Consider the following 23,195-nt stretch of genomic DNA (forward strand, 5'->3'; position numbering starts at 1 on the left):
CGTTTCCGACTCTATCAGACTCTTTCGTGTCCGATTCCCGGTCGAAGCGGGCCCCCTGCAGAGCAGGAGAATTTTTACTGCGCTTTCCAGTTCTTCGCTTTCGCGTTTCCCTTTCCGGCGGTTCCAACCTTACCAGATTCTTTTTCGTTCCGTTTCCGGTCCGAATTTGAATTCTGATGGCCGTCGGAGTGGCCTTTGCCTTTCGGCTGACTCGACTTTACCAGAAGCATTCAGCCGAGTTAATCGGCCTCGTGATTCGGAATAAGAGAATCAATGGCTCTGCGGAAATTCAATTTCCGGTGGGAGCGAGGAAGACACTAACTGTTGGGATCGGACCTGTCCAGTCCGACGCAACCGTTAAAATCTACCTCCCCTGGCCGACCATGTCAACGGTCTTTCGGGGCGAACAGGAGACTAGCAGGTCAGCGGGGGCGTACGCACATCAGGCAGCGACCGGGAGCTCAGCGCTGCGTTCCGTGGGGTCGACGTCGCCCCGGTCGCCTGCTCGCGCTGCTCGGCCGCCCAGGATGTAGACGTACGCGAGGAAGGCCAGCTCGGCCGCGATGCCGATGGTGATTCGCCCCCAGGTCGGGAGATCGGAGGGGGTGACGAAGCCTTCGATGACTCCCGAGACAAACAGGACCAGGGCGAGGCCGATCGCCATGCCGATCGCGGCTCGGCCCTGTTGGGCGAGGGCTGAGCGGCGGGTGCGCGGGCCCGGATCGATGACTGTCCAACCCAGGCGCAGACCCGTACCTGCTGCGACAAAAACGGCGGTGAGTTCGAGCAGGCCGTGCGGGAGGACCAGCCCGAGAAAGGTGTCGAGCCGGCCGGCTGAGGACATCAGACCGATGCCGACGCCGAGGTTGAGCACGTTGACGAAGAGGATCCAGATCACCGGGATGCCGAGGAAAGCGCCCAGGACCAGGCACATGGCCGCGGCCTGGGCGTTGTTCGTCCATACCTGGGCGGCGAACGATGCAGCCGGGTGGCTGGAGTAGTAGGTCTCGTACTCCCCGCCCGGGCTGGTCAGGCGGCGGAGGTCGTCCGGAGCCGCGATGGCCGACTGAACTTCCGGATGCATGCCGATCCACCAGCCGATGACTGCGGCCAGCAGCGTGGAGAGGACGGCCGTGGGTATCCACCAGTGCCTGGATCGGTAGACCGCGGCGGGGAAACCGGCGGTCAGGAAGCGCGCGGCGTCGCGCCAGGACGCTCGGCGGGTGCCCGTGACCACGGATCGGGCACGGGCCACGAGCTGGGTGAGGCGCGCGGTGAGCATCGGGTCCGGGGCGCTGGACTGGAGGAGGGAGAGATGGGTGGCCGTGCGCTGGTAGAGCTCGACGAGTTCGTCGGCTTCCGCGCCGGTGAGCCGGCGCCCGCGGTGCAGGAGACGGTCCAGGCGGTCCCACTCGGTGCGGTGGGCGGTCACGAAGACGTCGAGGTCCATGGTCGGCTGCTGCTCCAGGCATGGGTGCGTACGGGTTCGTACTACGGCGGCGCGCTGCGGGTCAGCTTGGCAGACTGAGGTCCCGAGGGGCAGGGAAGATCGGCGAAGGATGGGGCGGCGATGAGTGAGCTCGTGACCGGGGACGCGGTCGTGCTGGGGCTGCGGCCGGCGAAATTGCCGAGCCGGGCGCTCGCGCTGGCCATCGATCTTGCCGTGGTGGGGGCGGCGTTCGTCCTGGTGTCGATCGGGCTGGCCATTGCGACGGCGACGCTGGATGACGCGGCACTCGCGGCGATATCCGTCGCGGCCTTCCTGCTGGTGCTGGTCGGAGGGCCGATCGCGGTGGAGACGCTCAGCCATGGGCGTTCCCTGGGGAAGCTGGCGTGCGGGCTGCGGGTGGTCCGGGACGACGGGGGGCCGATCCGCTTCCGGCATGCACTGGTGCGCGGGGCCATGGGAGTCGTCGAGATTCTGATGACGCTCGGGGTTGTCGCCTGTATCGCTTCGCTGGTGTCGGCGCGGGGGCGGCGGCTCGGGGATGTGTTCGCGGGGACGCTTGTCGTACGGGAGCGGGTGCCTGCGGGACGAGCGGCTGCTGTGCCGCCTCCGCCGCCGTGGCTGGTCGGACGGTTCGCGGGGCTGGATCTGTCGGCGGTGCCGGACGGTCTGTGGCTGGCGATACGGCAGTACCTGACGCGGATGCATCAGCTCGACGCGCAGGTGGGCCGGTCGATGGCGGAGCGGCTGGCCGGGGAGCTGGCGACGCGGACCGGGGTTCCGGTGCCCGAAGGGGTGCCCGCAGGGGCGTATCTGGCGGCGGTGGTGAACGAGCGGCAGGCGCGGGATGCGCAGCGAGTGTTCGTCGCTGCTCAGGACGGTGCTGCGCAGGCGGGGAGCGGGGTCACGGGGGCGAGTGGGGTTGATGCTTCTGTGCCGGCGGTGGGGTCCGGGCCGTCCGTGGGGGGCTCGGGGGCGGGTGCTCCCGTGGTCCCGGTGGTGGAGGAGGGCGGGGCGGCTCCTGCTGCGACGGGGTTCGCGCCGCCTGCCTAGCGAGGCGAGGGCGGGGACTCCAGGTCTTCGAGCTCGATCCCGGGGGCCGAGAGGACGACGTCGCCGGCGATGTGAACGGTGTGCTGCTCACCGGTGTCCAGGGCGCTGACCTGGTATTCGTCCACCGTCAGAGGACCGTTGTCAGTGGTGTGCGCTTCACTGTTCATCAGGGCCCAGGACTGGTCGACGGTGCGGGGGGCGAGGACCGGGTCCGTGAAGGCGACCAGGCGGACGCGGGTCGCGGGGGAATCGGGGGTGAGGCGCAGCAGTCGTGAGGTCGCGATGAGGAATGCGGGGGATGTGCCGGCGAAGGCGTGGGCGCGCACATTGCCTTCGGTTGCATGAGTGCCGGTCGGGTCGGTACGGACCCAGGTGACGCCTTCCAGGGCGGCGCCGCGGACCTGCCAGCTCGCGGCGTGGAGTTCGAGGCGGATGGGGCGGCCCAGTTCGTCGAGGGTGAGGTCGACGGAGCCGAGGTGGTCGCCGGAAGGGGCGGTGGTCTGGGAGACGTAGCGCCAGCCGGAGGGGCCGGGGGCGCACTGGAAGTGTTCTTCGCCGAGGAGGGTGTGATCGTGAAGATCATGGAGCGAATATCGGCCGCGGGGCATGGGGTCCTTCGAGGTTCCTCGGGCTGAGCGGTGCGGTACGGGGCAGGCCCCCGACACGGGGGTGCGGGGGCCTGCGCTCGTAGCTGCTGCTGAGGCTGTTCCGTCTGTCAGCGGCCGGTCGTCACTGACCGGTGGTGATGTGCGCGGTCGCTGACGGGCGGGATCAGTAGCGGTAGTGGTCGGGCTTGTACGGGCCTTCGGTCTCGACGCCGATGTAGGCGGCCTGCTCGGGGCGGAGCGTCGTCAGCTTCACGCCGAGCGCGTCGAGGTGGAGACGGGCGACCTTCTCGTCCAGGTGCTTGGGCAGCACGTAGACGTCGGTCGGGTACTCCTCGGGCTTGGTGTACAGCTCGATCTGGGCCAGGGTCTGGTCCGCGAACGAGTTGGACATCACGAACGAGGGGTGGCCGGTGGCGTTGCCCAGGTTCAGCAGGCGGCCCTCGGACAGCACGATGAGGACCTTGCCGTCGGGGAACTTCCAGGTGTGGACCTGCGGCTTGACCTCGTCCTTGACGATGCCGTCGATCTTCGCCAGGCCGGCCATGTCGATCTCGTTGTCGAAGTGACCGATGTTCCCGATGATGGCCTGGTGCTTCATCTTGGCCATGTCGGTGGCCATGATGATGTCCTTGTTGCCCGTCGTGGTGACGAAGATGTCGGCCTTGTCGACGACCTCGTCGAGCGTGGTCACCTGGTAGCCGTCCATCGCCGCCTGCAGCGCGCAGATCGGGTCGATCTCGGTGATGATCACGCGGGCGCCCTGGCCGCGCAGCGACTCCGCGCAGCCCTTGCCGACATCGCCGTAGCCGCAGACGACCACGGTCTTGCCGCCGATGAGGGTGTCGGTGGCGCGGTTGATGCCGTCGATCAGGGAGTGGCGGCAGCCGTACTTGTTGTCGAACTTGGACTTGGTGACGGCGTCGTTGACGTTGATCGCCGGGAAGAGGAGGGTGCCGTCGCGGTGCATCTCGTACAGCCGGTGCACACCGGTCGTGGTCTCTTCGGTGACACCGCGGATCTCGGACGCCAGCTGGGTCCACTTCTGCGGGGACTCGCCGAGGGTGCGGTTCAGCAGGGTGAGGATGTGGCCGTACTCCTCGCTGTCCGCGGTCGACGGGTCCGGGGCCGCTCCGGCCTTCTCGAACTCGACGCCCTTGTGGACGAGGAGGGTGGCGTCACCACCGTCGTCGAGGATCATGTTCGGGCCGCCGGTGGGGGTGTTCGGCCAGGTCAGGGCCTGCTCCGTGCACCACCAGTACTCTTCGAGCGTCTCGCCCTTCCAGGCGTAGACCGGGACGCCCGCGGGGGCGTCCGGGGTGCCGTTCGGGCCGACGGCGATGGCCGCGGCGGCGTGGTCCTGGGTGGAGAAGATGTTGCAGGAGGCCCAGCGGACCTGGGCGCCGAGGGCGACCAGGGTCTCGATCAGCACGGCTGTCTGCACGGTCATGTGCAGCGAACCGGTGATGCGGGCGCCGGCCAGCGGCTGCGTGGCGGCGTACTCCTTGCGGATCGACATCAGGCCGGGCATCTCGTGCTCGGCGAGGGTGATCTCCTTGCGGCCGAAGGCCGCGAGGGAGAGGTCGGCGACCTTGAAGTCCTGTCGATTGGCGACCGTCGTCATAACGGGCTGCTCCTCGTGGTGGGTGTCGAGGTGGGCACGGCTGGCTCTGCGGCGGCGGGCACACGAATGCCCGGGCGCTCGCAGCGCAGTCCGTCGGAGGCCCTCTCTCCCTCGGCCGGTCCGCGTATACGGACCGATCGACCGCCATCAGCAGCGACGTCTGACACTGCCATCGAATCTACACCGATCGGCCCAGTCGCTCCCAGCCCGCCCACGGTGGGAGTGGCTGGGGCGGGCATACCGGGGGTCGGCGGGAGGGTCTGTGAGGGGTGGTTGGGAGAGGTGTACGTGGGTGGGTCAGTGGCCGGAAGCCGTCGGGGTGTCCGGGGTTCCGTCGGAGGTGTCCGAGGTCGTGCCGGGAGCGGTGTCGCCAGTCGTGTCGGGGGCTCCACCTTGGGTCTTGCCGGGGTTGGTACCGGCTGCGGCGGCGGCCTCGCTGTAGATGTCCGGTTCCAGATAGATGACCCGGGCGATCGGGACGGCTGCGCGGATGCGGGTCTCGGCGGCGTTGATGGCATTGGCCACTTCGGTGGCTGTGTCGTCGTGCTGCACCGCGATCTTGGCGGCGACGAGCAGCTCTTCCGGGCCGAGGTGGAGCGTACGCATGTGGATGACGCCGGTGACCGTGTCGCCGTCGACGACCGCGGCCTTGATCTTCTCGACCTGGTCGGTGCCGGCGGCCTCGCCGAGCAGCAGGGACTTCGTCTCGGCGGCCAGCACGATCGCGATGACGATCAGCAGGACGCCGATGCAGAGGGTGCCGATGCCGTCCCAGACGCCGTTGCCGGTCCCGATGGCCAGGCCGACACCGGCGAGGGCGAGGATCAGGCCGATCAGGGCGCCGAAGTCCTCCAGGAGGACGACGGGGAGTTCGGGGGCCTTCGCGCGGCGGATGAACTCCTTCCAGGAGAGCGATCCGCGGGTCTCGTTGGACTCCTTGATGGCCGTACGGAAGGAGAAGCTCTCGGCGATGATCGCGAAGACGAGCACACCCACCGGCCAGTACCAGGCCTCGATCTCGTGCGGGTGCTTGATCTTCTCGTAGCCCTCGTACACGGCGAACATGCCACCGACCGAGAACAGCACGATGGAGACGAGGAAGGCGTAGATGTAGCGCTCGCGGCCGTAGCCGAAGGGGTGCTGGGGGGTGGCCTCGCGCTGGGCCTTCTTGCCGCCGAGCAGCAGCAGGCCCTGGTTGCCCGAGTCTGCGAGCGAGTGGACGCTCTCCGCGAGCATCGATGACGAGCCACTGAACAGGAACGCCACGAATTTGGCCACTGCGATCGCGAGGTTGGCTCCGAGTGCCGCCACGATCGCCTTGGTTCCGCCTGACGCACTCATGGGTGCCTGGTGTCCCTTCTTCGGTGCTGCGGCCCTGGCGCCGCGGTACGGCCGGACATTGTTGCAGCCGCTGGTGCGGACGGTACGTCAGGCCACCACTGTGGCGCGGAACAGAGTTCCCGTACCGGACACTTCGACCTTCTCGCCGGAGGGTACGAAGACCGAGGCCCCGGGTGCGAGACCGAGCGTGCCCGCCTTCGGGGCGCCCGCGGTGCAGAGCAGGATCTGCGGGGTGTCCCTGGTCAGGTCGACGGGGTCGGCGCCGGGCGACAGGTCGAAGCGCGAGAGCCGGAATTCGTCCACGGGCGTCTCGTACAGCTCCTCGCCGGACGGGGACGCCTCGGGGCGCAGGACGCCGGGGTCGGTCGCCTCGAAGCGGACGATGCGCAGGAGTTCGGGTACGTCGATGTGCTTGGGCGTGAGTCCGCAGCGCAGCACATTGTCCGAGTTGGCCATGATCTCGACGCCGAGGCCGTCGAGGTAGGCGTGCGGGACGCCCGCACCGAGGAACAGGGCTTCGCCGGGCTGGAGTTCTACGTAATTCAGCAGCATCGCCGCAATGACACCGGGGTCGCCGGGGAAGTGGTGGGCGATCCGGGCGTACGGGGCGTGGGCACCGCCGAGGCGTTCGGCGGCAGCGGCCGCCCGGTTCACCGTTTCGGCCATCTCAGCCGGGTCGGCGCTGAGGATCGCGGTGAGGACCTCGCGCAGGGCTGCCTCTTCGGGGTGGGCGCCGAGGAGGTCGACGTACGGCTTGAGGGAGTCGACGCCGAGTGCCGCCATCGCCTCGGCCGCCTCGGTGGGCCTGCGGAAGCCGCACAGGCCAGCGAAGGGGGTGAGCGCGCAGATCAGCTCGGGCTTGTGGTTGGCGTCTTTGTACGTGCGGTGGGGTGCGTCGATCGGGACGGATCGGCGCTGCTCGTCCTCGTAACCCTGCTTGGCCTGTGCGAGGTCGGGGTGGACCTGGAGGGAGAGCGGGGCGCCCGCGGCGAGCAGTTTGAGCAGGAAGGGCAGGCGGGGGCCGAACTTTTCGACGGTGGGCCGGCCCAGTTCGCGCTCCGGGTCGGCGGCGATGACGTCGGTGAGGGGCTGCTCGGGGGCGGCCTCTCCGGTGCCGGTTGCACGGGTGAGGCGGGAGGGGGCTCCGGGGTGGGCGCCCATCCACATCTCGGCCTGGGGTTCGCCGGTGGGGGCGATGCCGAGCAGCTCGGGGATGGCGGTGGTGGAGCCCCAGGCGTAAGGGCGCACGGTGTTGGAGAGCCGGTCCATGAGTTCGTCCTTGTGAGATGCGTGGATCGGGAGTGACGTATCGGGGGGCTTATCGGGGGGGGTGTGGTGCGGGCGTGCTCGGACCGTCAGGCGCGGGCTGCCGACGCGAGTGCCAGGTAGACGGCGGCGAAGTCGGTGACCGCGAGGAGTTCGGCGAGGGCTTCGAGCTCGGTGCCCTCGTCCGGTTCGAGTTCGCTGATCGCCGTGTCGTGGCCGAGGGCCAGTTCGCGGGCGGCGGGGCCGGCGCTCAGGCCGCCGGTGGGACGGTCGCGGAGCAGTACGACGCGGGCGTGCAGGGGCTCCGGCTCGTCGACCCGGTCGCGGAAGAAGTCGTCGGGGTCGGCCCCGGCGGCGAATGTGCCCGCCAGCAGCGCGCCGTGGGCGGGAAGCGCCTCGGGGAGCTCGGCGGCGAGGGCCGGGCGGCCGGACAGCTCGGCCAGGACGGCGGCGAATCTGCGGCCGACCGGGGCCGCGGCGTCGCCCTCCGTCCAGATGAGGGGCAGGCTGTCGGCGAGTTCGGCAGCGAGGGTCTTGGCCGGGTTGCTGTACGTGGCGATGGCCGGACCGCAGCGTTCCGCAGTGCGGTCGAGGCGGTCGGCAACGCCCTGCAGCGCCTCGGCGGGTGCGGTGACCAGGCCGACCCGGTCGAGCAGCACGAGCAGCGGGGTGAACAGGGCCCAGAGCGTGCCGGGGCCCGCGGCCGACGTCTCGGCGTCGTACTCGCCGTGCGGGGCGGAGGCCATCGGTACGACGAGTCCGTGCGCGCCGTCGATCGCCTCGCGCAACGGTGACTGGCGGGGGGCGACGGCGACGACGCTGCAGCCGCGGCGGTACGCCTGTTCGGCGAGGAGGGAGAGGCCCGGCTCGGAACCGTCGGCCGTGACGATGAGCAGCAGGTCCACGGAGCCGGCCCAGCCGGGCAGCGTCCAGCGCATCGCGCCCGCGGCGGGGGCGACCCCGGTGGGGTGGATGCGGGTGACGGGCGCGGAGGCGCCTGCCAGGGCGGTGATCAGGTCGGCGACGCCGGACGCGGCGGTACCGGAGCCCGCGACGAGTACGGCGCGGGGGCGGCCTTCCGGGTTCAGTGCGGCGATCCCGGCCTCCGCCGCGTGCCGGGCGGCGGTACGGACCCGGGCCCCGGCCTCGGCGGCGCCGCGGAGCAGGCCGCGGCGGTCGGCTCGGGCCAGGGATTCCGGGGCGTCGAGCAACGACTCGTCGAGCATGGGGACGGTCCTCCGATCACGTGCTGATCACCGTGCGGGGTGCGGCGCGGATGCCGTTACGCGGGGCGGCGGGCCTCGTCGACGAGGAGGACGGGGATGCCGTCCCGTACCGGGTAGGCCAGCCCGCAATCCGTGCCGGTGCAGACCAGCTCGGGGCTGTCGGCTGCCGACCGGTCGTCGAGCGGAGAGTGACAGGCCGGGCAGGCGAGGATCTCCAGAAGGCCGGCTTCGAGCGGCATGGGGTGAGTCCCTTCAAGCATTCGAACAAGCGGTTCGGGGGCGCGGATCGGGCGACGTCAGCCTACCGCCGGGGGGTGGGGGGCGCGGCCGGGGCCAAGGGGCGGGGTGGGCGCCTGCGGCGGGACTGTCCCCTACGCGCCCCTTCTCGAAGCCGGGGCGCTGCCCCAGGCCCCGCTCCTCAAGCGCCGGAGGGGCTGGGGTGTACGCGGGGTGCTGCCCCGGACCCCGCGCCTCAAACGCCGGCGAGGCTGAAAATGTCCTCAACCGCCGGACGGGCTGGAGGTGCCGGACGGGCTGATATTGCCCTACGAGGCCCGGACCAGTGCCAGCACCTCGTCCCGTACCGCCGTCATCGTCTGCTCGTCGCGGGCCTCGACGTTCAGGCGCAGCAGGGGTTCCGTGTTGGAGGCCCGGAGGTTGAACCACCAGTCCGGGCCCGTGACCGTCAGACCGTCCAGGTCGTCGGTCGTGACGCCGTCGCGGGGGGCGAAGGATTCACGTACCGCTGCCGTGCGGCCCGGCTGGTCGGCGACCGTGGAGTTGATCTCGCCGGATCCGGCGTAGCGGTCGTACTGGGCAACCAGTTCCGACAGTGTGCCCGGCTGGCCGCCCAGCGCGGCCAGGACGTGGAGTGCGGCGAGCATGCCCGTATCGGCGTTCCAGAAGTCGCGGAAGTAGTAGTGCGCGGAGTGTTCGCCGCCGAAGATCGCGCCGTGTTCGGCCATCTCCGCCTTGATGAAGGAGTGGCCCACGCGGGTACGGACCGGCGTGCCGCCGTTCTCGCGGACGACCTCGGGGACCGAGAGGGACGTGATCAGGTTGTGGATGACGGTGCCCTTGCCGCCGTTGCGGGCGAGTTCCCGGGCCGCGACCAGGGCGGTGATCGCGGACGGGGAGACGCCCACGCCCCGCTCGTCGACGACGAAGCAGCGGTCGGCGTCGCCGTCGAAGGCGAGGCCCAGGTCGGCGCCCTCGGTCACGACGCGCGCCTGGAGATCGACGAGGTTCTTCGGGTCGAGGGGGTTGGCCTCGTGATGGGGGAACGTGCCGTCGAGCTCGAAGTACATCGGCACGAGGTCGACCGGGAGGTCCGCGAAAACGGTGGGGACGGTGTGGCCGCCCATGCCGTTGCCCGCGTCGACCACGACCTTCAGCGGGCGGACCGCGGACAGGTCGACCAGGGACAGCAGGTGGGCCGCGTAGTCGGTGAGGGTGTCGCGCTCGGTGACGGTGCCGGGGGTGGCGGCCGGTTGCGGCACGCCGGTCTCGGACCACTTCTCGACCAGGGCGCGGATCTCGAAGAGCCCGGTGTCCTGGCCCACGGGTGCGGCGCCCGCCCGGCAGAGCTTGATGCCGTTGTACTGCGCCGGGTTGTGCGAAGCGGTGAACATCGCGCCGGGGAGGCCGAGGCTGCCGGAGGCGAAGTACAGCTGGTCGGTCGAGCAGAGGCCGATCAGTGTGACGTCCGCGCCGCGCGCCACGGCGCCGCGTGCGAAGGCTCCGGAGAGGCTGGGCGACGAGGGCCGCATGTCGTGGCCGATCACGATCGCGTCCGCGCCCGTCACCTCGACGAACGCCGCCCCGAACTGCTCGGCCAGCGATTCGTCCCACTGGTCGGGTACCACTCCGCGCACGTCGTACGCCTTGACGATCTGCGACAGATCAGCAGCCACGGGCCGGTCCTCCTGAGATTTCTTCGGACCGCCCAAACTACCCGGCGGCCGTTCAGGCGGACCGCGGGGTCTTGAGGTGGTGCGGTGCGGCGGGAAGGCGGGGTTGGGTGCCGGCCGCTCAGGGCAGCATCCAGCCCAGCACCGTCGTGCTCTGTGCCAGCACGATCAGGCACATCACAAGCAGCAGTCCCAAACTCCACGGCAGCACCTTGCGCAGCAGGTCCCCCTCGCGTCCGGCCAGGCCGACCGCCGCGCACGCGATCGTCAGGTTCTGTGGGGAGATCATCTTGCCGAGCACCCCGCCGGAGCTGTTCGCCGCGGCGAGCAGCTCCGGCGAGAGGCCTGATTCGCGTGCTGCCGAGACCTGGAGTGCGCCGAAGAGGGCGTTCGCGGAGGTGTCGGAGCCGGAGACCGCGACGCCGAACCAGCCCAGCACCGGCGAGAGGAAGGCCAGCCCGGCGCCTGCCGCGGCCACGAACTGTCCGATCGTGCCGGCCTGCCCGGAGAGGTTCATGACGTACGCGAGTGCCAGTACGGAGGTCACGGTGAGGATCGCGTACCGCAGTTCATGCACCGTGCCCGCCCACTCGCGCGCCGCCTCCCGGGGCCGTACGCCGAGCACGACGGCGGTGACCAGGCCGGCCAGCAGGACGAGGGTGCCGCCGGTGGCGATGACCGGGAGCGTGAAGAGGTTGGCACCGACCGGTTTGCCCGCCGGGTTCGCAACATCGAGGAAGGGCCAGTCGAAGACCCGGGTCGCCTCGGCCAGCAACTCCTTGACCGGCGGGATCTGGGCGACGGAGAAGACGGCGACGATGAGGGCGTACGGGGCGTAGGCGCGCAGCATTTCGCGGCGCGGGTCCTCGTGGTCGAGGTCCTCGCTCCGTACGCCCGTCAGGACTGCCGTACGCACCGGTTCCTCGGCCGGCCTGCGTGCCCCGGGGACGGCCATCAGCGCTGCCGCGCCCACGAGCGCGGCGGCGATGTCCGCGAGTTGGGCGGAGACGTAGTTGGACACGGCGAACTGGGCCACGGCGAAGGCGACTCCGCAGACGAGCGCGGGCAGCCAGGTCTCGCGCAGTCCGCGCCTTCCGTCCACCAGGAAGACCAGGATCAGCGGTACGACGAGGGCGAGAAGTGGGGTCTGGCGGCCTACGACCGAGGCGACGTCGTCCAGTGGCAAACCGGTGATCTGGGCGAGCGTCACCACGGGGGTGCCCATGGCGCCGAACGCGACCGGTGCAGTGTTGGCCACGAGCGAGACGACGGCCGCCTTCACCGGGTCGAAGCCGAGCGCCACCAGCATCACAGAGGAGATCGCGACGGGCGCACCGAATCCGGCGAGAGCTTCGAGGAGCGCGCCGAAGCAGAAGGCGATGACCAGCGCCTGGATGCGAGGGTCGTCGGAGAGCCTGCCGAAGGAGCGACGGAGGATGTCGAAGTGCTGGGTACGCACCGTCATCCGGTACACCCAGAGGGCGTTGACGACGATCCACATGATGGGGAAGAGCCCGAAGAGTACGCCCTGGGCGCCCGCGGAGAGGATCTGGCCGAGGGGCATGCCGTACGCGAGCGAGCCGACGGCGACCGCGACGGCGAGGCCGATGAGTCCGGCGCGGTGCGCCCGCATCCGGACCGCCCCGAGCAGCACCAGCACGGTGACCAGGGGAAGGGCCGCGACCAGAGCGGACAGGGCGAGCGAATCGGCTACGGGTTCGAGTTGCTGGACAAACACACAGGCCTCCCCGGATTCCGTGATGCGGAAAGCTGTTTCTCACGAGTGAAGAGATAGTCGTGTCCACGACAAGTTTCGGTCAATGACCTGTACGCGAAAACTTGAACGGGAAATCACGAGCGGGGCGCACCGAGCGGCACGCCGTACTCAGGAGTCCGGTGAGCGCAGCACCCGCAGATGGCCGCGGCGCGCGACCCCCATCGGGTTCGCGGCCTGCGGGCCGCCACCCCTGCCGTCGGCGCCACGGTCATGCGGCCGCGCCGCTTCCCGTACGGCATTGGCAAGCGCTTCGAGGTCGTCGCCGCTGGGGCGCGTAGGAGCGGAGGGGTCGGAAAGCCTGACGACCTCCCAGCCACGTGGTGCGGTCAGCCGCTCACTGTGCTCGGCACAGAGGTCGTAGCAGTGGGGCTCGGCGTAGGTGGCGAGCGGGCCGAGGACCGCAGTCGAGTCGGCATAGACGTACGTCAGTGTCGCGACGGCAGGGCGGCCGCACGCGGTGCGCGAACAGCGACGTACAGGGCTCACGATGTTGGACGGTACCGCACTCTTGAGCGGGCTGCGACGACTCTCCCTCAGGTCACCCCACCGTGTCGCCCTGCGACCTCCGGCACAACCGCCTGCCGGGCAGTCCTTCTGACCTGCGCAGGAACCCGGAAGCGCAGTCCGTACCGGCAACGATTCCGGTCACCACTCGGCACAAAAGCTGTCATTCAGCAGGAGATCAATGGTCAGGAGCGGGGCCTGAAACGGGCTCCTGTTTGGCCGGATTGTTCAGGATTGGACATACCGACGCCCTGTCAGGGAACAGCGATCCGCCTGCCCCGCGGAGAGTTACCCTGCGTCAGTGATGGACAGTCCCGTACCTCCCCACCCGTCCGAGCCGCGCCCACACCGTCGTGACCGCCATGGCCGCGGCATGCGCGGGCCCGTCGCCCCGCCCCAGGTGCCGCTCTCGGCCAGCAGGGCGGAGAACTTCCGTGATCTCGTGCAGGACTCGGTGGAACGGCTGGAGCGGCGCTGGCCGCAGCTGGCCGATGTCGACTTCATGGTGCTCGATGTGCCAGGGACGCAGGAGGAGACCGTACCGCTGGGGCATGCGGTCTCCGCGGAGAAGGACCGGCCCGCGCAGATCGTCATCTACCGGCGGCCCGTCGAGATCCGCACCAAGAACCGCGACGAGCGCGCCCTGCTGGTGCACGAGGTCGTGGTGGAGCAGGTCGCGGACCTGCTCGGTCTTTCGCCCGAGTCGGTCGATCCGCGGTACGGACAGGAGTAGGGCCGGTCGCCCCGGCGGACGACCGGCCCCGCCCGTGCCGCCCGCTCAGTCGTCCAGGACCGACAGGTCCTGCTCGGCCGCGGGCACCTCGACCGTTCCGTCGTCGTCCGGCAGGGTCTGCACGGTGAACATCTGGATGCCGTCCTGCGGCAGGGCGAGCGTGCGTGCGGCGTGGACCGGGCCGCCCGACTGCGTCTGGACCGTCAGCGCGTAGCTGCCCTTGAGCCCGGACGGTACGGGCGGGGTGACCGCGAGCGTCGTGCCGCCCTTGACCGTGTACGTCTTGACGGTCTGTTCGCCGCCCTCGCTGCCCGCGGAGGCGGTGACCTTCACGGTGGCTGTGGCGCCCGGCGCGGTGAGCGAGAGGGTGGAGCCCTTGGCCCGGTTGTCGGCCGCGGTCGCCTGTGCGCCCACCGGGCCGGTCGCCGGGATGTAACCGACCTCCTGCCCGTCGCCCTTGCCGCGGACCACGCGCAGCGCGGCCACCACCGGAGTGCCCTTGCCGCCCTGGGCCGGGGTGAGCAGCAGGGAGCCGGCTTCGCCCCTGGTGATGTCCTTCAGGTCGACGCCCGCGGTCATCCCCGACTTGACGTGGAGGTCCTCGTGTCCGGCCGGGGAGATCGCGCCGTTCTTGCCGAGCAGTTTGACCGTCAGATCGGCATCGTCGTCGCCGGGTGCGAAGGCGACCAGGCGCACCGAGGTGGCGTCCGCCGGGATGCCGGGGAGCACCAAGGTGCCCGCCGGGTCGGCCGAGGCGGCCAGCCAGTCGCTGCCGGTCTCCTCGTCCGCGGTCCTGACGACCGCGCCGACGCGTCCGGTACGGGTGGTGACGTGGACGGTCACATCCTCGGCCACCTCGCTGGTCAGCGTGGAGATCAGGACCGGGACGCTGGACCGGGCGGGCACCGTGATGCCCTCGCCCACATCGGACTTGAGGGTGCCGTCCGGACCGTACAGCTCGATGTCGGCGACGGCGGCGGTGTCATCCGGGTTGGTGAGGTGGACGTAGTCCTCGCGGGACTTCGCGGTGCTCGCGGCCGGGAACCAGAAGTCCGTGTCGGGCCCGGTGCAGCTGACGCCGAGCAGGCCGCGGGAGCCGCCCGCCTCGACCGTGGTGGTCTGCTGGGTGGTCCAGCCGGGGGCCAGGCGGCCGGTGGCGGTGCCGACCAGTGCGGGGGCGTCGGCGCCGGACGCGTCGGCGGTGGCCGGTTTGCCGGGCTCCTTGAGGGAGACGACCGGCTTTCCGGAATCCGCCTTCTTCTTGTTTTCCTTGTCCTTCTTGTCCTTGCTGCCGTCCTCGTCCGTGGTGTCGTCGGCCGTCGTGGACGTGGACTGCTTCAGTTCGGCCGTACCGGCCTCGCCGCCACTGCCGCCGGCCGGGGTGAAGGACGTGTACGTCGTCTCCGCGAGTTCCGAGAGACCGGGCGCGGGGCAGAGCAGGCTGGACCGTTCCACCGGCAGCCGGGAGGCGGCCTTCGCCTCCGTCGTGCCCCCGTCGCCGGGCGCGGTGAGCGCGGCGAATCCGGTGACGGCTGCGAGGGCGACGGTGCCCGCGATGAGGGACAGGCTGGTGGACTTCACTCGGACTCGCCTCGCGATGCGTTACCGGTCGGCCACGGGTTCTGGCCCGGGGCGGGGTTCTCGTCGGGGTTGTGCGGGTCGTACTGGCCCTGTTGGCCGCCCTGTTGGCCGTAGTGGGCCTGGGGGTCGTACGGAACCTGCGGGTCGTACTGCGGTGGCTGCGGGGCGTACTGGGCCTGCGGGTCGTACTGCTGCTGCGTGTAGCCGTACGGGTCGTAGGCGTTCTGCTGGTACGGGTCGGCGGTCGCCTGGTGCTCCTGCTGCGTGCCGTACTGGCCGTCCTGGTACTGCTCGCCCTGGTACTGCTGGTAGTCGGCGTCCTGGTACTGCTGCGCGTCCCATTCGCCGTACTGCTGCTGCGGCACCGCCGCGTACTGACCGCTGTCGGTCTGCGGGGCGAACACGTCCTGGCCGTCGGCCTGCGGGGCGAACACGTCCTGGCCGTCGGCCTGCTGCGGATGCGCTTCGGCCGTCTGCTGTGCGGGGATGTACTCCCCCACCGCCTCCTCGGCGCTCCCGGCCTGCTCCGACTCGGCCTCCGCCTCCGCCTGGGCGGCCGCGCGCAGCCTGCGTGCCCGGCGTCCCTCGCCCGCAACCGGTTCCGCGGGAACCGGCATGGCCTCCTCGGGCAGGTCGTCGTCGATCTCCCGGCGGCGGCCGGGCAGGGCGAGGACCACCAGGACCAAGGCCAGCGCGGCCTGGGCCCAGATCCAGGCGGTGTGGGTGAGCGGGGTGTTGTACGTGAGGTCCAGCGTGCCGCCCTCGGCGGGGAGCTCGAAGCCCTGGGCCCAGCCGTCGACGGTCTTCCGGGTCAGGGCGCGCCCGTTGAGCGTGGCCTCCCAGCCCGGGTCGGCGGCGTCGGCGATCCGCAGCACCCGACCGGAGCCGCCTGCCGGAATCCTGGTGTGCGCCTCGATGGGGAGGGAGCCCACGGGCAGCGGTTCGTCGTCGGCGCCGGACGGGATGATCATGACGCGGGCGACCTGCCGGTCGACCCGCCACAGCGCGCTGCCGTCCAGCTGGCTCAGCCGGCTGAGGCCCGGGGTCGCGTCGAGGACCCGGCTCATCTCCTTCGGAGCGCCGTCCCGCACCAGTACGTAACGGATCGCGAATCCGCTGAGCTGGCTGCCCTGGTCGGCGCCGGAGCCCGCGACCAGATTGGCGACGACCTTGTCGAGGTGGCTGTTGCTGCCGCCCGCCTCGGCCAGTTCCGCGTCACCGAGCCGCGCGCCGGAGCCGCGTACCAGGGTGTACGAGACGGCGGCGGGCGATGTGCCGCCGAGGACCAGGGTGCGCGGCTGGTCGCGGGTGGCACTCTCCTCCGCGACGAACGCGGGCACCTGCACCGGGTCACGGCGCTCCAGCGGGCCCGCGGCGCCGCCGATCATCCAGCCCGCGGCGGCCAGCACCGGGGCGAGGCCCGCGGCGAGGGCGATCAGTGCGGCGACGGGCTGGCGCCAGCCGAAGCTGAGCTCGGCGACGCGTACCCGAGCACCGTCCGCGCCGACCAGCGCGGCGACGATCAGCGCGATGCCGTAGACGAGGGTGGCGGGGCCCGCCCATCCCGAACCGTTGGCGAGAGCGGCGAAGACCAGCGCCACGAGCGCGACGGCCCACGCGGTGCGTACCGCGAACTGCCGCTCCCCGCGCAGCAGCGCCGCCAGCGCGGCGAACACGATGCCGAGCAGCAGCACGCCGCCCGCGGCCTTCGGGCCGCCGGGGCTGATGCCGAGCAGGTCGAGTGCGGAGGCCGTGCCCGTACCGAACTCCAGGCCCGCCTCCTTCAGGAAGCCGGACGGGCTGGTGAGGAGCGAGAGCGACCAGGGCGCGAGAACGAGCAGCGGGGTGCCGATCGCGGCGAGGAAGCGGAGCCCGTACGCGGCGATGTCGTCGCGGCGCAGTGCCAGCACACCGATGCCGAGGACCACGGCGAGCGGCCAGACGATGGGTGTGAAGGCCATCGCGAAGGTGAGGAGCAGGGTGTACGCCCAGGTGGCGCGCCAGCTGCCGCGTGCGTCGCCGCCGGCGCGTATGCCGTGCGCGGAGACGGCGGCGCGGGCGATCAGCGGGAGTAGGACGGCCAGTACGGCGGTGCCGAGGCGGCCCGTCGCCAGGGCGCCGGTCGCGGCGGGCAGGAAGGCGTACGCGATGCTCGCCCAGGCCCGCAGCAGCCTTGATTCGAGCAGCGGCCGGGAGACGAAGTACGCGGTGAGTCCGGCGAGCGGGACCGAGCAGACCAGCAGCAGCGTGAGTGCGAAGCCGGTCGAGCCGAGGAACAGCGCGGACAGGGCCGAGATCACGGCGAGGTAGGGCGGTGCGGTCTGTGTGCCGCCGGTACCGACCGCGTGCCAGCCGTCCGCGTACTTGCCCCACAGGTCAAAGACGTCGGCGGGCGCGGGCAGCAGTGCGCCGCCCGCCAGCGCTCCGCCGCCGAGCAGGCCGCGGCAGGCGACGAGCGAGACGAACAGCAGGACGGCAAAGAGCACCGGACCCGGCTTGCGCCCGATCCGCTTCAGCCGCGCGAACTGCTCGATCTCCAGGAAGTCGGCGTCGTCACCGCCGGGACCGGACTCCACGACGCCGTGCCGTGAGCCGCCCGAGTCGGCGTCGGAACCACTGCCGAAGTTTCCGGCGACCTGCTCGACGGTGGCTCGGACGGTGGCGCCGGGCGGCGGGAAGAGGCCGCGCAGTTCGGCCGGGTCGACGGCGCCCTTTCCGCGGCTGCGCCGGGCCGAGAGGATCCGTCCGGGGCGCAGCAGGGTGCCGAAGAGCCCGGCGACCTCGTCGAGGGCCTGGCCTGGCACCTTGCCGACGAGATAGGCGAGGGTACGCAGCAGAGTGCCGAGGACGAGCCGGAGCATCACCCAGGGCAGGGCCTTGGCGTGTGCGTTGACCAGCATCGTGTAGACGGCGCCGGCCTTGTCGACGCGGTGCGGGGAGGCGACGAAGCGTCCTGCGCAGTCGATGGGGCGACGCTCGCGGGCGGAGGCCTCGGCGTGTCTGAGGATGGCGTCGGGGGCGACGAGCACCCGGTGTCCGGCGGTGTGCGCGCGCCAGCACAGGTCGACGTCGTCACGCATCAGCGGGAGCCTGCGGTCGAACCCGCCGAGCTCCTCCCAGACGTCACGGCGGATCAGCATGCCCGCAGTGGAGACGGAGAGCACGGTACGGACCTGGTCGTGCTGGCCCTGGTCCTGCTCGCGCCGGTCGAGTCCGGTCCAGCGGCGACCGCTGTTGGCGATGGAGACGCCGACTTCGAGCAGCTGCTTGCGGTCGTACCAGCCGCGGAGCTTGGGGCCGACGATCGCTGCGTGCGGGTCGGCTTCGACGACGCGCAGCAGCTCGGCGAGCGCGTCGGGCTCGGGTGCGCAGTCGTCGTGGAGCAGCCAGAGCCACTGCACCGGTTCGCCGTGCGGCAGTTCGGGCAGGTCGTAGGCGTCGTCGCGCCAGGTCCTGTTGACGGGATCCCAGCTGCTGGGGCGCTTCAGGTACGGCAGGTCCTCGGGGGTGAGGACGCCGGCCGTGCGGGTCGCCTCGTCGACGGCGGTGCCGAAGCTCGTACGGCGCGCGAGATGCAGGACGCGTTCGGCGCCGAGCGCCTCGGTGACCAGGCGCGCGGAGTCGTCGGCGCTGCCGGTGTCGGCGGCGACGGCGTTCTGTACGGGACGTTCCTGCCCGAGCAGCCCGGCGAGCGCGTCGGGCAGCCAGCGTGCGCCGTCGTGGGAGACGAGCACGGCGGTGACGACATGCCGGGGGAACTCTGGGGCGGCGGCAGCCGCGTACGGCGCCGTCGATTGGCTGTGCACGGACATCGAGGTACGGGCCCTCCGGCCGGGTCCGGGGGGCGTCCCCCCGGGGGCTGCATCGGTGTACACGCGCGCTCCGTCGGGGCGTTGGCGCGTCTCGGACGGGGCCCCACACTAACGGTACGGATAACCGCGGTGCCGCCGAGCGGTTGAACGAGGGCGGCGACGGGGGCGGTGGTGGAGCGGCGGCGGGCACAGCGATGGCCCGTCGCCTGCAGGGGGGTGCAGGCGACGGGCCATGGTCGGTCGCGGTCCGGTGGGCGGCCGGTGCGCGCTTCGTGCGCGGTGTTTCAGTTGTTCCGGTGGTCCGCGGTCAGACAGCGGCCTTCTTCAGGCGGCGCCGTTCACGTTCCGAAAGGCCGCCCCAGATTCCGAAGCGTTCATCATTGGAAAGCGCGTACTCAAGGCATTCGGAGCGGACTTCACAGGCGAGACAGACCTTCTTGGCCTCGCGGGTGGATCCGCCCTTCTCGGGGAAGAAGGACTCGGGATCGGTCTGGGCGCACAGTGCGCGCTCCTGCCAGCCGAGTTCCTCGTCCGCGTCCTCGACCAGCAGTTGCTGGAACAGCTCGGTCATGTGCGCCCCTCGTCTGTCTCTTGCGTCCCCGTGATGCAGCCGTTACTGATTGCGGCCGAACGACACGAGTGAAATTACAAGTGTGTAGCTCCAGGCCAGTCAAGCGAAGATCTGCTATTGGCCCCGGTATTCACTCTGCGGAACCAAGGGTATGCGGAAAGTGTGCAAATCACCAAAAACCTGACATATGCCATGGGCCTCACCGCGCCGCCCCTCTCACCGAGTGAGACGACCGGGGCCACCTTCATGTTTCGATTCGATCACCGAAGCGATCAAGATCACAGTCGGGTCACGAGGCTCCAACGGCGTTTACGGACGCGGTTGATGCGCCACATCTCCGCCCCGATGGCTGCACAAACCTTTCTCTGCCTCCAGTAACCGGATGAGGTGAAACATTACCCCCAAATCGGGCACTGGGTTGACAGCTGAGGATCGAGCCGGTCTCCTTGATTGCATGCCAGCGACCGCAGCGATGTACGCCACCCACGTCCGTGGGTTCCGCACCGCTGTCCAGGCGCGCTGTTGCTGTTCCAGCTGTCACAGCTGTTGATGCCACAAGGCACCGGCTCTGATCCAGCTCCTCTTTGCAGAGCTTCTCGCAGAGCGTCTCCGTAGAGCTTCTTCTCTGCCCTTCCGCGGCTCTCCGGTCTCCGAGACACCCCGCACATGCACCCCCCATGCCGAGGAACCACCGTTTCCATGAACAGCGACAGCGACCTTCAGATCGCCGGCGACATCCTTGAGGTCCAGCACCTCCTCAAGCCGGCCCGCGAGCACCCCTCCACCGTGGCCGAGTTCGTCGGACTCGCCCGCAGCATCGCCGCCGACCGCGCCCAGTGGGCGCCGCTCGTCCGGTACGACACCACCACCCGCTGGTACCACCGGCTGCGCACCGTTCCCCAATCTCTCGGCTCCGCTCAAGCAGGGGAGACCCCACTTGGTTACGAGGTCTGGCTGCTCAGCTGGGTGCCCGGCCAGGGCAGCGGACGCCACGACCACGGTCCGTCCTCCGGCGTACTGACCGTCCTGGACGGCCGGTTGACCGAGCACACCGAACGCGGGACACGGGTGCTGGACTCCGGCGCGCAGCGCGTCTTCGCGCCCGGCTATGTGCACGAAGTGGTCAATGACTCCCTCGAACCGGCCGTCAGTCTGCACATCTACTACCCGGGTCTGACCGAGATGCCGATGCACGCGGCGCAATGCGCCCCGGCGGCTGTGGATGTCGTACCCGCCTGACAAACTGCTGTGCATGCGCATTGTGGTTCTGGCCGGCGGTATCGGTGGTGCTCGTTTTCTGCGTGGCCTCAAGCAGGCCGCGCCCGACGCGGACATCACGGTGATCGGCAACACCGGTGACGACATCCATCTGTTCGGACTGAAGGTCTGCCCCGACCTCGACACCGTGATGTACACCCTCGGCGGTGGCATCAACGAGGAGCAGGGCTGGGGGCGTACGGACGAGAGCTTCCAGGTCAAGGAGGAGCTCGCGGCGTACGGCGTGGGGCCCGAATGGTTCGGGCTCGGCGACCGCGACTTCGCGACGCACATCGTCCGTACGCAGATGCTGGGCGCGGGCTATCCGCTGAGCGCCGTCACCGAGGCGCTCTGTGCGCGCTGGAACCCGGGGGTCCGGCTGCTGCCGATGTCCGACGACCGGGTCGAGACGCATGTCGCGGTCGACATGGACGGCGAGCGCAGGGCGATCCACTTCCAGGAGTACTGGGTGAAGCTGCGCGCCTCGGTCGAGGCGCAGGCGGTCGTGCCGGTCGGCGCCGAGCAGGCCAAGCCGGCGCCGGGCGTGCTGGAGGCCATCGCCGAGGCCGATGTCATCCTCTTCCCGCCGTCCAACCCCGTCGTGTCGGTGGGGACGATTCTTGCCGTGCCCGGGATCCGGGAGGCGATCGCCGAGGCCGGGGTGCCGGTCGTCGGCCTCTCCCCCATCGTCGGGGACGCGCCCGTGCGCGGCATGGCGGACAAGGTGCTCGCCGCGGTGGGCGTCGAGTCGACGGCGTCGGCCGTGGCCACGCACTACGGTTCCGGGCTGCTCGACGGATGGCTCGTCGACACGGTGGACGCCGGGGCGGTCGACGAGGTGGAGGCCGCGGGCATCCGCTGCCGTTCCGTGCCGCTGATGATGACCGATGTCGACGCGACGGCGGAGATGGCCCGGCAGGCGTTGGTGCTGGCCGAGGAGGTACGGGCGTGAGCGCCGAGTCCTCCCCTTCCTCCGGTTCCTCCCTTTCCTCCCCGGCGCCGTCCTACCGGGTCTGGGCGCTGCCCGGGATGCCCGAGGTGCAGACCGGGGACGACCTGGCGAAGCTGATCGCCGCCACCGAGCCGGGGCTGGTCGACGGCGACGTCCTGCTGGTCACCTCGAAGATCGTCTCCAAGGCGGAGGGCCGGATCGTCGAGGCCACCGACCGGGAGTCGGCGATCGATGCCGAGACGGTACGGGTGGTGGCGCGGCGCGGCACGCTGCGGATCGTCGAGAACCGGCAGGGTCTCGTCATGGCCGCGGCCGGGGTCGATGCCTCGAACACCCCTGCCGGAACGGTGCTGTTGCTGCCCGAGGACTCGGACGCTTCGGCGCGCGCCATCCGGGACGGGCTGCGGGACACCCTCGGCGTCGAGGTCGGGGTCGTCGTCACGGACACCTTCGGGCGCCCTTGGCGCAACGGGCTGACCGATGTCGCGATCGGGGCGGCCGGGGTCCTGGTGCTGGACGATCTGCGCGGCGGTACGGATGCGCACGGCAATCCGCTGAGCGCGACCGTGGTCGCCACCGCCGATGAGCTGGCCTCGGCCGGTGATCTGGTCAAGGGCAAGGCTTCGGGGCTGCCGGTCGCGGTGGTGCGGGGGCTGGGCCATGTCGTGGACCCGACGGATTCCGCGGGCGGTGCCCGGGCGATGGTGCGGGTCGCGGCCGACGACATGTTCCGCCTGGGTACGTCGGAGGCGGTACGGGAAGCGGTGACCCTGCGGCGTACGGTGCGCGAGTTCACCGACGATCCGGTGGACCCGGGGGCGGTTCGGCGGGCCGTGGCCGCGGCGGTGACGGCGCCGGCGCCGCATCACACGACGCCGTGGCGGTTCGTCCTGCTGGAGTCCGAGGAGTCGCGGACCCGGCTGCTCGACGCGATGCGGGACGCCTGGATCGCGGATCTGCGCCGGGACGGCCGGAGCGAGGAGTCGATCGCGAAGCGGGTGCGGCGGGGCGATGTGCTGCGCCGGGCGCCGTATCTGGTGGTGCCGTGCCTGGTGATGGACGGCTCCCACACGTACGGGGACGAGCGGCGGGACACCGCGGAGCGCGAGATGTTCGTGGTTGCCGCGGGGGCCGGCATTCAGAACTTCCTGGTGGCGCTGGCGGGCGAGCGGCTCGGCTCGGCGTGGGTGTCGTCGACGATGTTCTGCCGGGATGTGGTGCGTGAGGTGCTGGAGCTGCCTGGGTCGTGGGATCCGTTGGGGGCGGTCGCGGTGGGGCGGGCGGCGGCCCAGCCTGTGGCGCGGGTGGGGCGGGGTGCGGAGGGGTTTGTCGCAGTGCGGTGAGGCGGGGGTGGGGTGCGTTTCCGTGGGGGCCGTGGCCAGGGGGTGATTCCCCTGCCTACCCGCCCCTTCCCCTGAACCGGGGCTCCGCCCCAGGCCCCGGTCCTCAAGCGCCGGACGGGCTGGAAATGCCGGACGGGTGCGGGATCACGTGGAGCTCCGCCCCACACCCCGGTCCTCAGGCCCCGGACGGGCT

18 protein-coding genes are annotated in these 23,195 nt (G+C 70.7%); 5 read left to right on the forward strand and 13 right to left on the reverse strand.

Annotation, left to right across the window (positions count from 1 at the left end; genetic code table 11):
- Positions 1–442 precede the first annotated feature (442 nt).
- Entirely contained in the window at positions 443–1,450 is a 1,008-nt protein-coding gene (locus tag ACGFU7_RS27655; protein ID WP_393699172.1) for a stage II sporulation protein M, read from the reverse strand.
- A gap of 120 nt (positions 1,451–1,570) precedes the next feature.
- On the opposite strand from ACGFU7_RS27655, the gene ACGFU7_RS27660 reads away from it, so the two are divergent.
- A complete protein-coding gene (locus ACGFU7_RS27660; RefSeq protein ID WP_393699174.1) occupies positions 1,571–2,500 on the forward strand; it encodes an RDD family protein in 930 nt (309 codons plus the stop codon).
- On the opposite strand, the gene ACGFU7_RS27665 is transcribed toward ACGFU7_RS27660, so the two are convergent.
- From ACGFU7_RS27665 to ACGFU7_RS27705, 9 genes are all read right to left on the reverse strand, one after another.
- Entirely contained in the window at positions 2,497–3,108 is a 612-nt protein-coding gene (locus ACGFU7_RS27665) for a hypothetical protein (RefSeq protein WP_393699176.1), read from the reverse strand. The genes ACGFU7_RS27660 and ACGFU7_RS27665 overlap by 4 nt on opposite strands.
- A gap of 163 nt (positions 3,109–3,271) precedes the next feature.
- Positions 3,272–4,729 carry an adenosylhomocysteinase gene (gene ahcY, locus ACGFU7_RS27670; protein WP_393699178.1) on the reverse strand — a complete coding sequence of 486 codons (1,458 nt, stop codon included), beginning with the start codon at positions 4,727–4,729 and terminating at the stop codon, positions 3,272–3,274.
- 297 nt (positions 4,730–5,026) lie between these two features.
- Positions 5,027–6,070: a cation diffusion facilitator family transporter gene (locus ACGFU7_RS27675; protein WP_393699180.1), complete on the reverse strand. Its 1,044-nt coding sequence runs from the start codon at positions 6,068–6,070 to the stop codon at positions 5,027–5,029.
- A gap of 87 nt (positions 6,071–6,157) precedes the next feature.
- Positions 6,158–7,339 (reverse strand): mannose-6-phosphate isomerase, class I, encoded by a 1,182-nt coding sequence (gene manA / locus ACGFU7_RS27680; RefSeq protein WP_393699182.1) that lies wholly within the window; start codon positions 7,337–7,339, stop codon positions 6,158–6,160.
- Between the two features lie 86 nt (positions 7,340–7,425).
- A complete protein-coding gene (locus ACGFU7_RS27685; RefSeq protein ID WP_393699184.1) occupies positions 7,426–8,562 on the reverse strand; it encodes an SIS domain-containing protein in 1,137 nt (378 codons plus the stop codon).
- A 56-nt stretch (positions 8,563–8,618) separates the two neighbouring features.
- A complete protein-coding gene (locus ACGFU7_RS27690) occupies positions 8,619–8,801 on the reverse strand; it encodes a Trm112 family protein (RefSeq protein WP_030927015.1) in 183 nt (60 codons plus the stop codon).
- 306 nt (positions 8,802–9,107) lie between these two features.
- Positions 9,108–10,475 carry a phosphomannomutase/phosphoglucomutase gene (locus tag ACGFU7_RS27695; RefSeq protein WP_393699186.1) on the reverse strand — a complete coding sequence of 456 codons (1,368 nt, stop codon included), beginning with the start codon at positions 10,473–10,475 and terminating at the stop codon, positions 9,108–9,110.
- A 118-nt stretch (positions 10,476–10,593) separates the two neighbouring features.
- A complete protein-coding gene (locus ACGFU7_RS27700) occupies positions 10,594–12,210 on the reverse strand; it encodes an L-lactate permease (RefSeq protein WP_393699188.1) in 1,617 nt (538 codons plus the stop codon).
- 147 nt (positions 12,211–12,357) lie between these two features.
- The gene (locus tag ACGFU7_RS27705) at positions 12,358–12,735 is read right to left on the reverse strand and encodes a DUF3499 domain-containing protein (protein ID WP_393699189.1); all 378 of its coding nucleotides are present in this window, start codon (positions 12,733–12,735) and stop codon (positions 12,358–12,360) included.
- 322 nt (positions 12,736–13,057) lie between these two features.
- On the opposite strand from ACGFU7_RS27705, the gene ACGFU7_RS27710 reads away from it, so the two are divergent.
- Entirely contained in the window at positions 13,058–13,486 is a 429-nt protein-coding gene (locus ACGFU7_RS27710) for a metallopeptidase family protein (protein ID WP_393699361.1), read from the forward strand.
- 45 nt (positions 13,487–13,531) lie between these two features.
- On the opposite strand, the gene ACGFU7_RS27715 is transcribed toward ACGFU7_RS27710, so the two are convergent.
- From ACGFU7_RS27715 to ACGFU7_RS27725, 3 genes are all read right to left on the reverse strand, one after another.
- Positions 13,532–15,067 carry a DUF5719 family protein gene (locus ACGFU7_RS27715; RefSeq protein ID WP_393699191.1) on the reverse strand — a complete coding sequence of 512 codons (1,536 nt, stop codon included), beginning with the start codon at positions 15,065–15,067 and terminating at the stop codon, positions 13,532–13,534.
- The gene (locus tag ACGFU7_RS27720; protein WP_393699192.1) at positions 15,064–18,879 is read right to left on the reverse strand and encodes a glycosyltransferase; all 3,816 of its coding nucleotides are present in this window, start codon (positions 18,877–18,879) and stop codon (positions 15,064–15,066) included. Before ACGFU7_RS27720 ends, ACGFU7_RS27715 begins: the two co-directional genes overlap by 4 nt.
- A gap of 307 nt (positions 18,880–19,186) precedes the next feature.
- Positions 19,187–19,450, reverse strand: a complete 264-nt coding sequence (locus ACGFU7_RS27725) for a WhiB family transcriptional regulator (protein WP_030927001.1) — start codon at positions 19,448–19,450, stop codon at positions 19,187–19,189.
- A gap of 699 nt (positions 19,451–20,149) precedes the next feature.
- Here ACGFU7_RS27725 and ACGFU7_RS27730 point away from each other — a divergent pair.
- Genes ACGFU7_RS27730 through ACGFU7_RS27740 form a run of 3 tightly spaced genes read left to right on the forward strand, consistent with a single transcriptional unit; the run spans position 20,150 to position 23,002 of the window.
- Positions 20,150–20,689, forward strand: a complete 540-nt coding sequence (locus tag ACGFU7_RS27730) for a cysteine dioxygenase (protein ID WP_393699194.1) — start codon at positions 20,150–20,152, stop codon at positions 20,687–20,689.
- 13 nt (positions 20,690–20,702) lie between these two features.
- Entirely contained in the window at positions 20,703–21,659 is a 957-nt protein-coding gene (cofD, locus tag ACGFU7_RS27735) for a 2-phospho-L-lactate transferase (protein ID WP_393699196.1), read from the forward strand.
- Complete coding sequence (locus ACGFU7_RS27740; protein WP_393699197.1) at positions 21,656–23,002, forward strand: coenzyme F420-0:L-glutamate ligase; 1,347 nt, start codon at positions 21,656–21,658, stop codon at positions 23,000–23,002. Before cofD ends, ACGFU7_RS27740 begins: the two co-directional genes overlap by 4 nt.
- Positions 23,003–23,195 lie beyond the last annotated feature (193 nt).

The sequence above is a fragment of the Streptomyces sp. NPDC048473 genome (genome assembly GCF_043200155.1).
Lineage (GTDB): Bacteria > Actinomycetota > Actinomycetes > Streptomycetales > Streptomycetaceae > Streptomyces.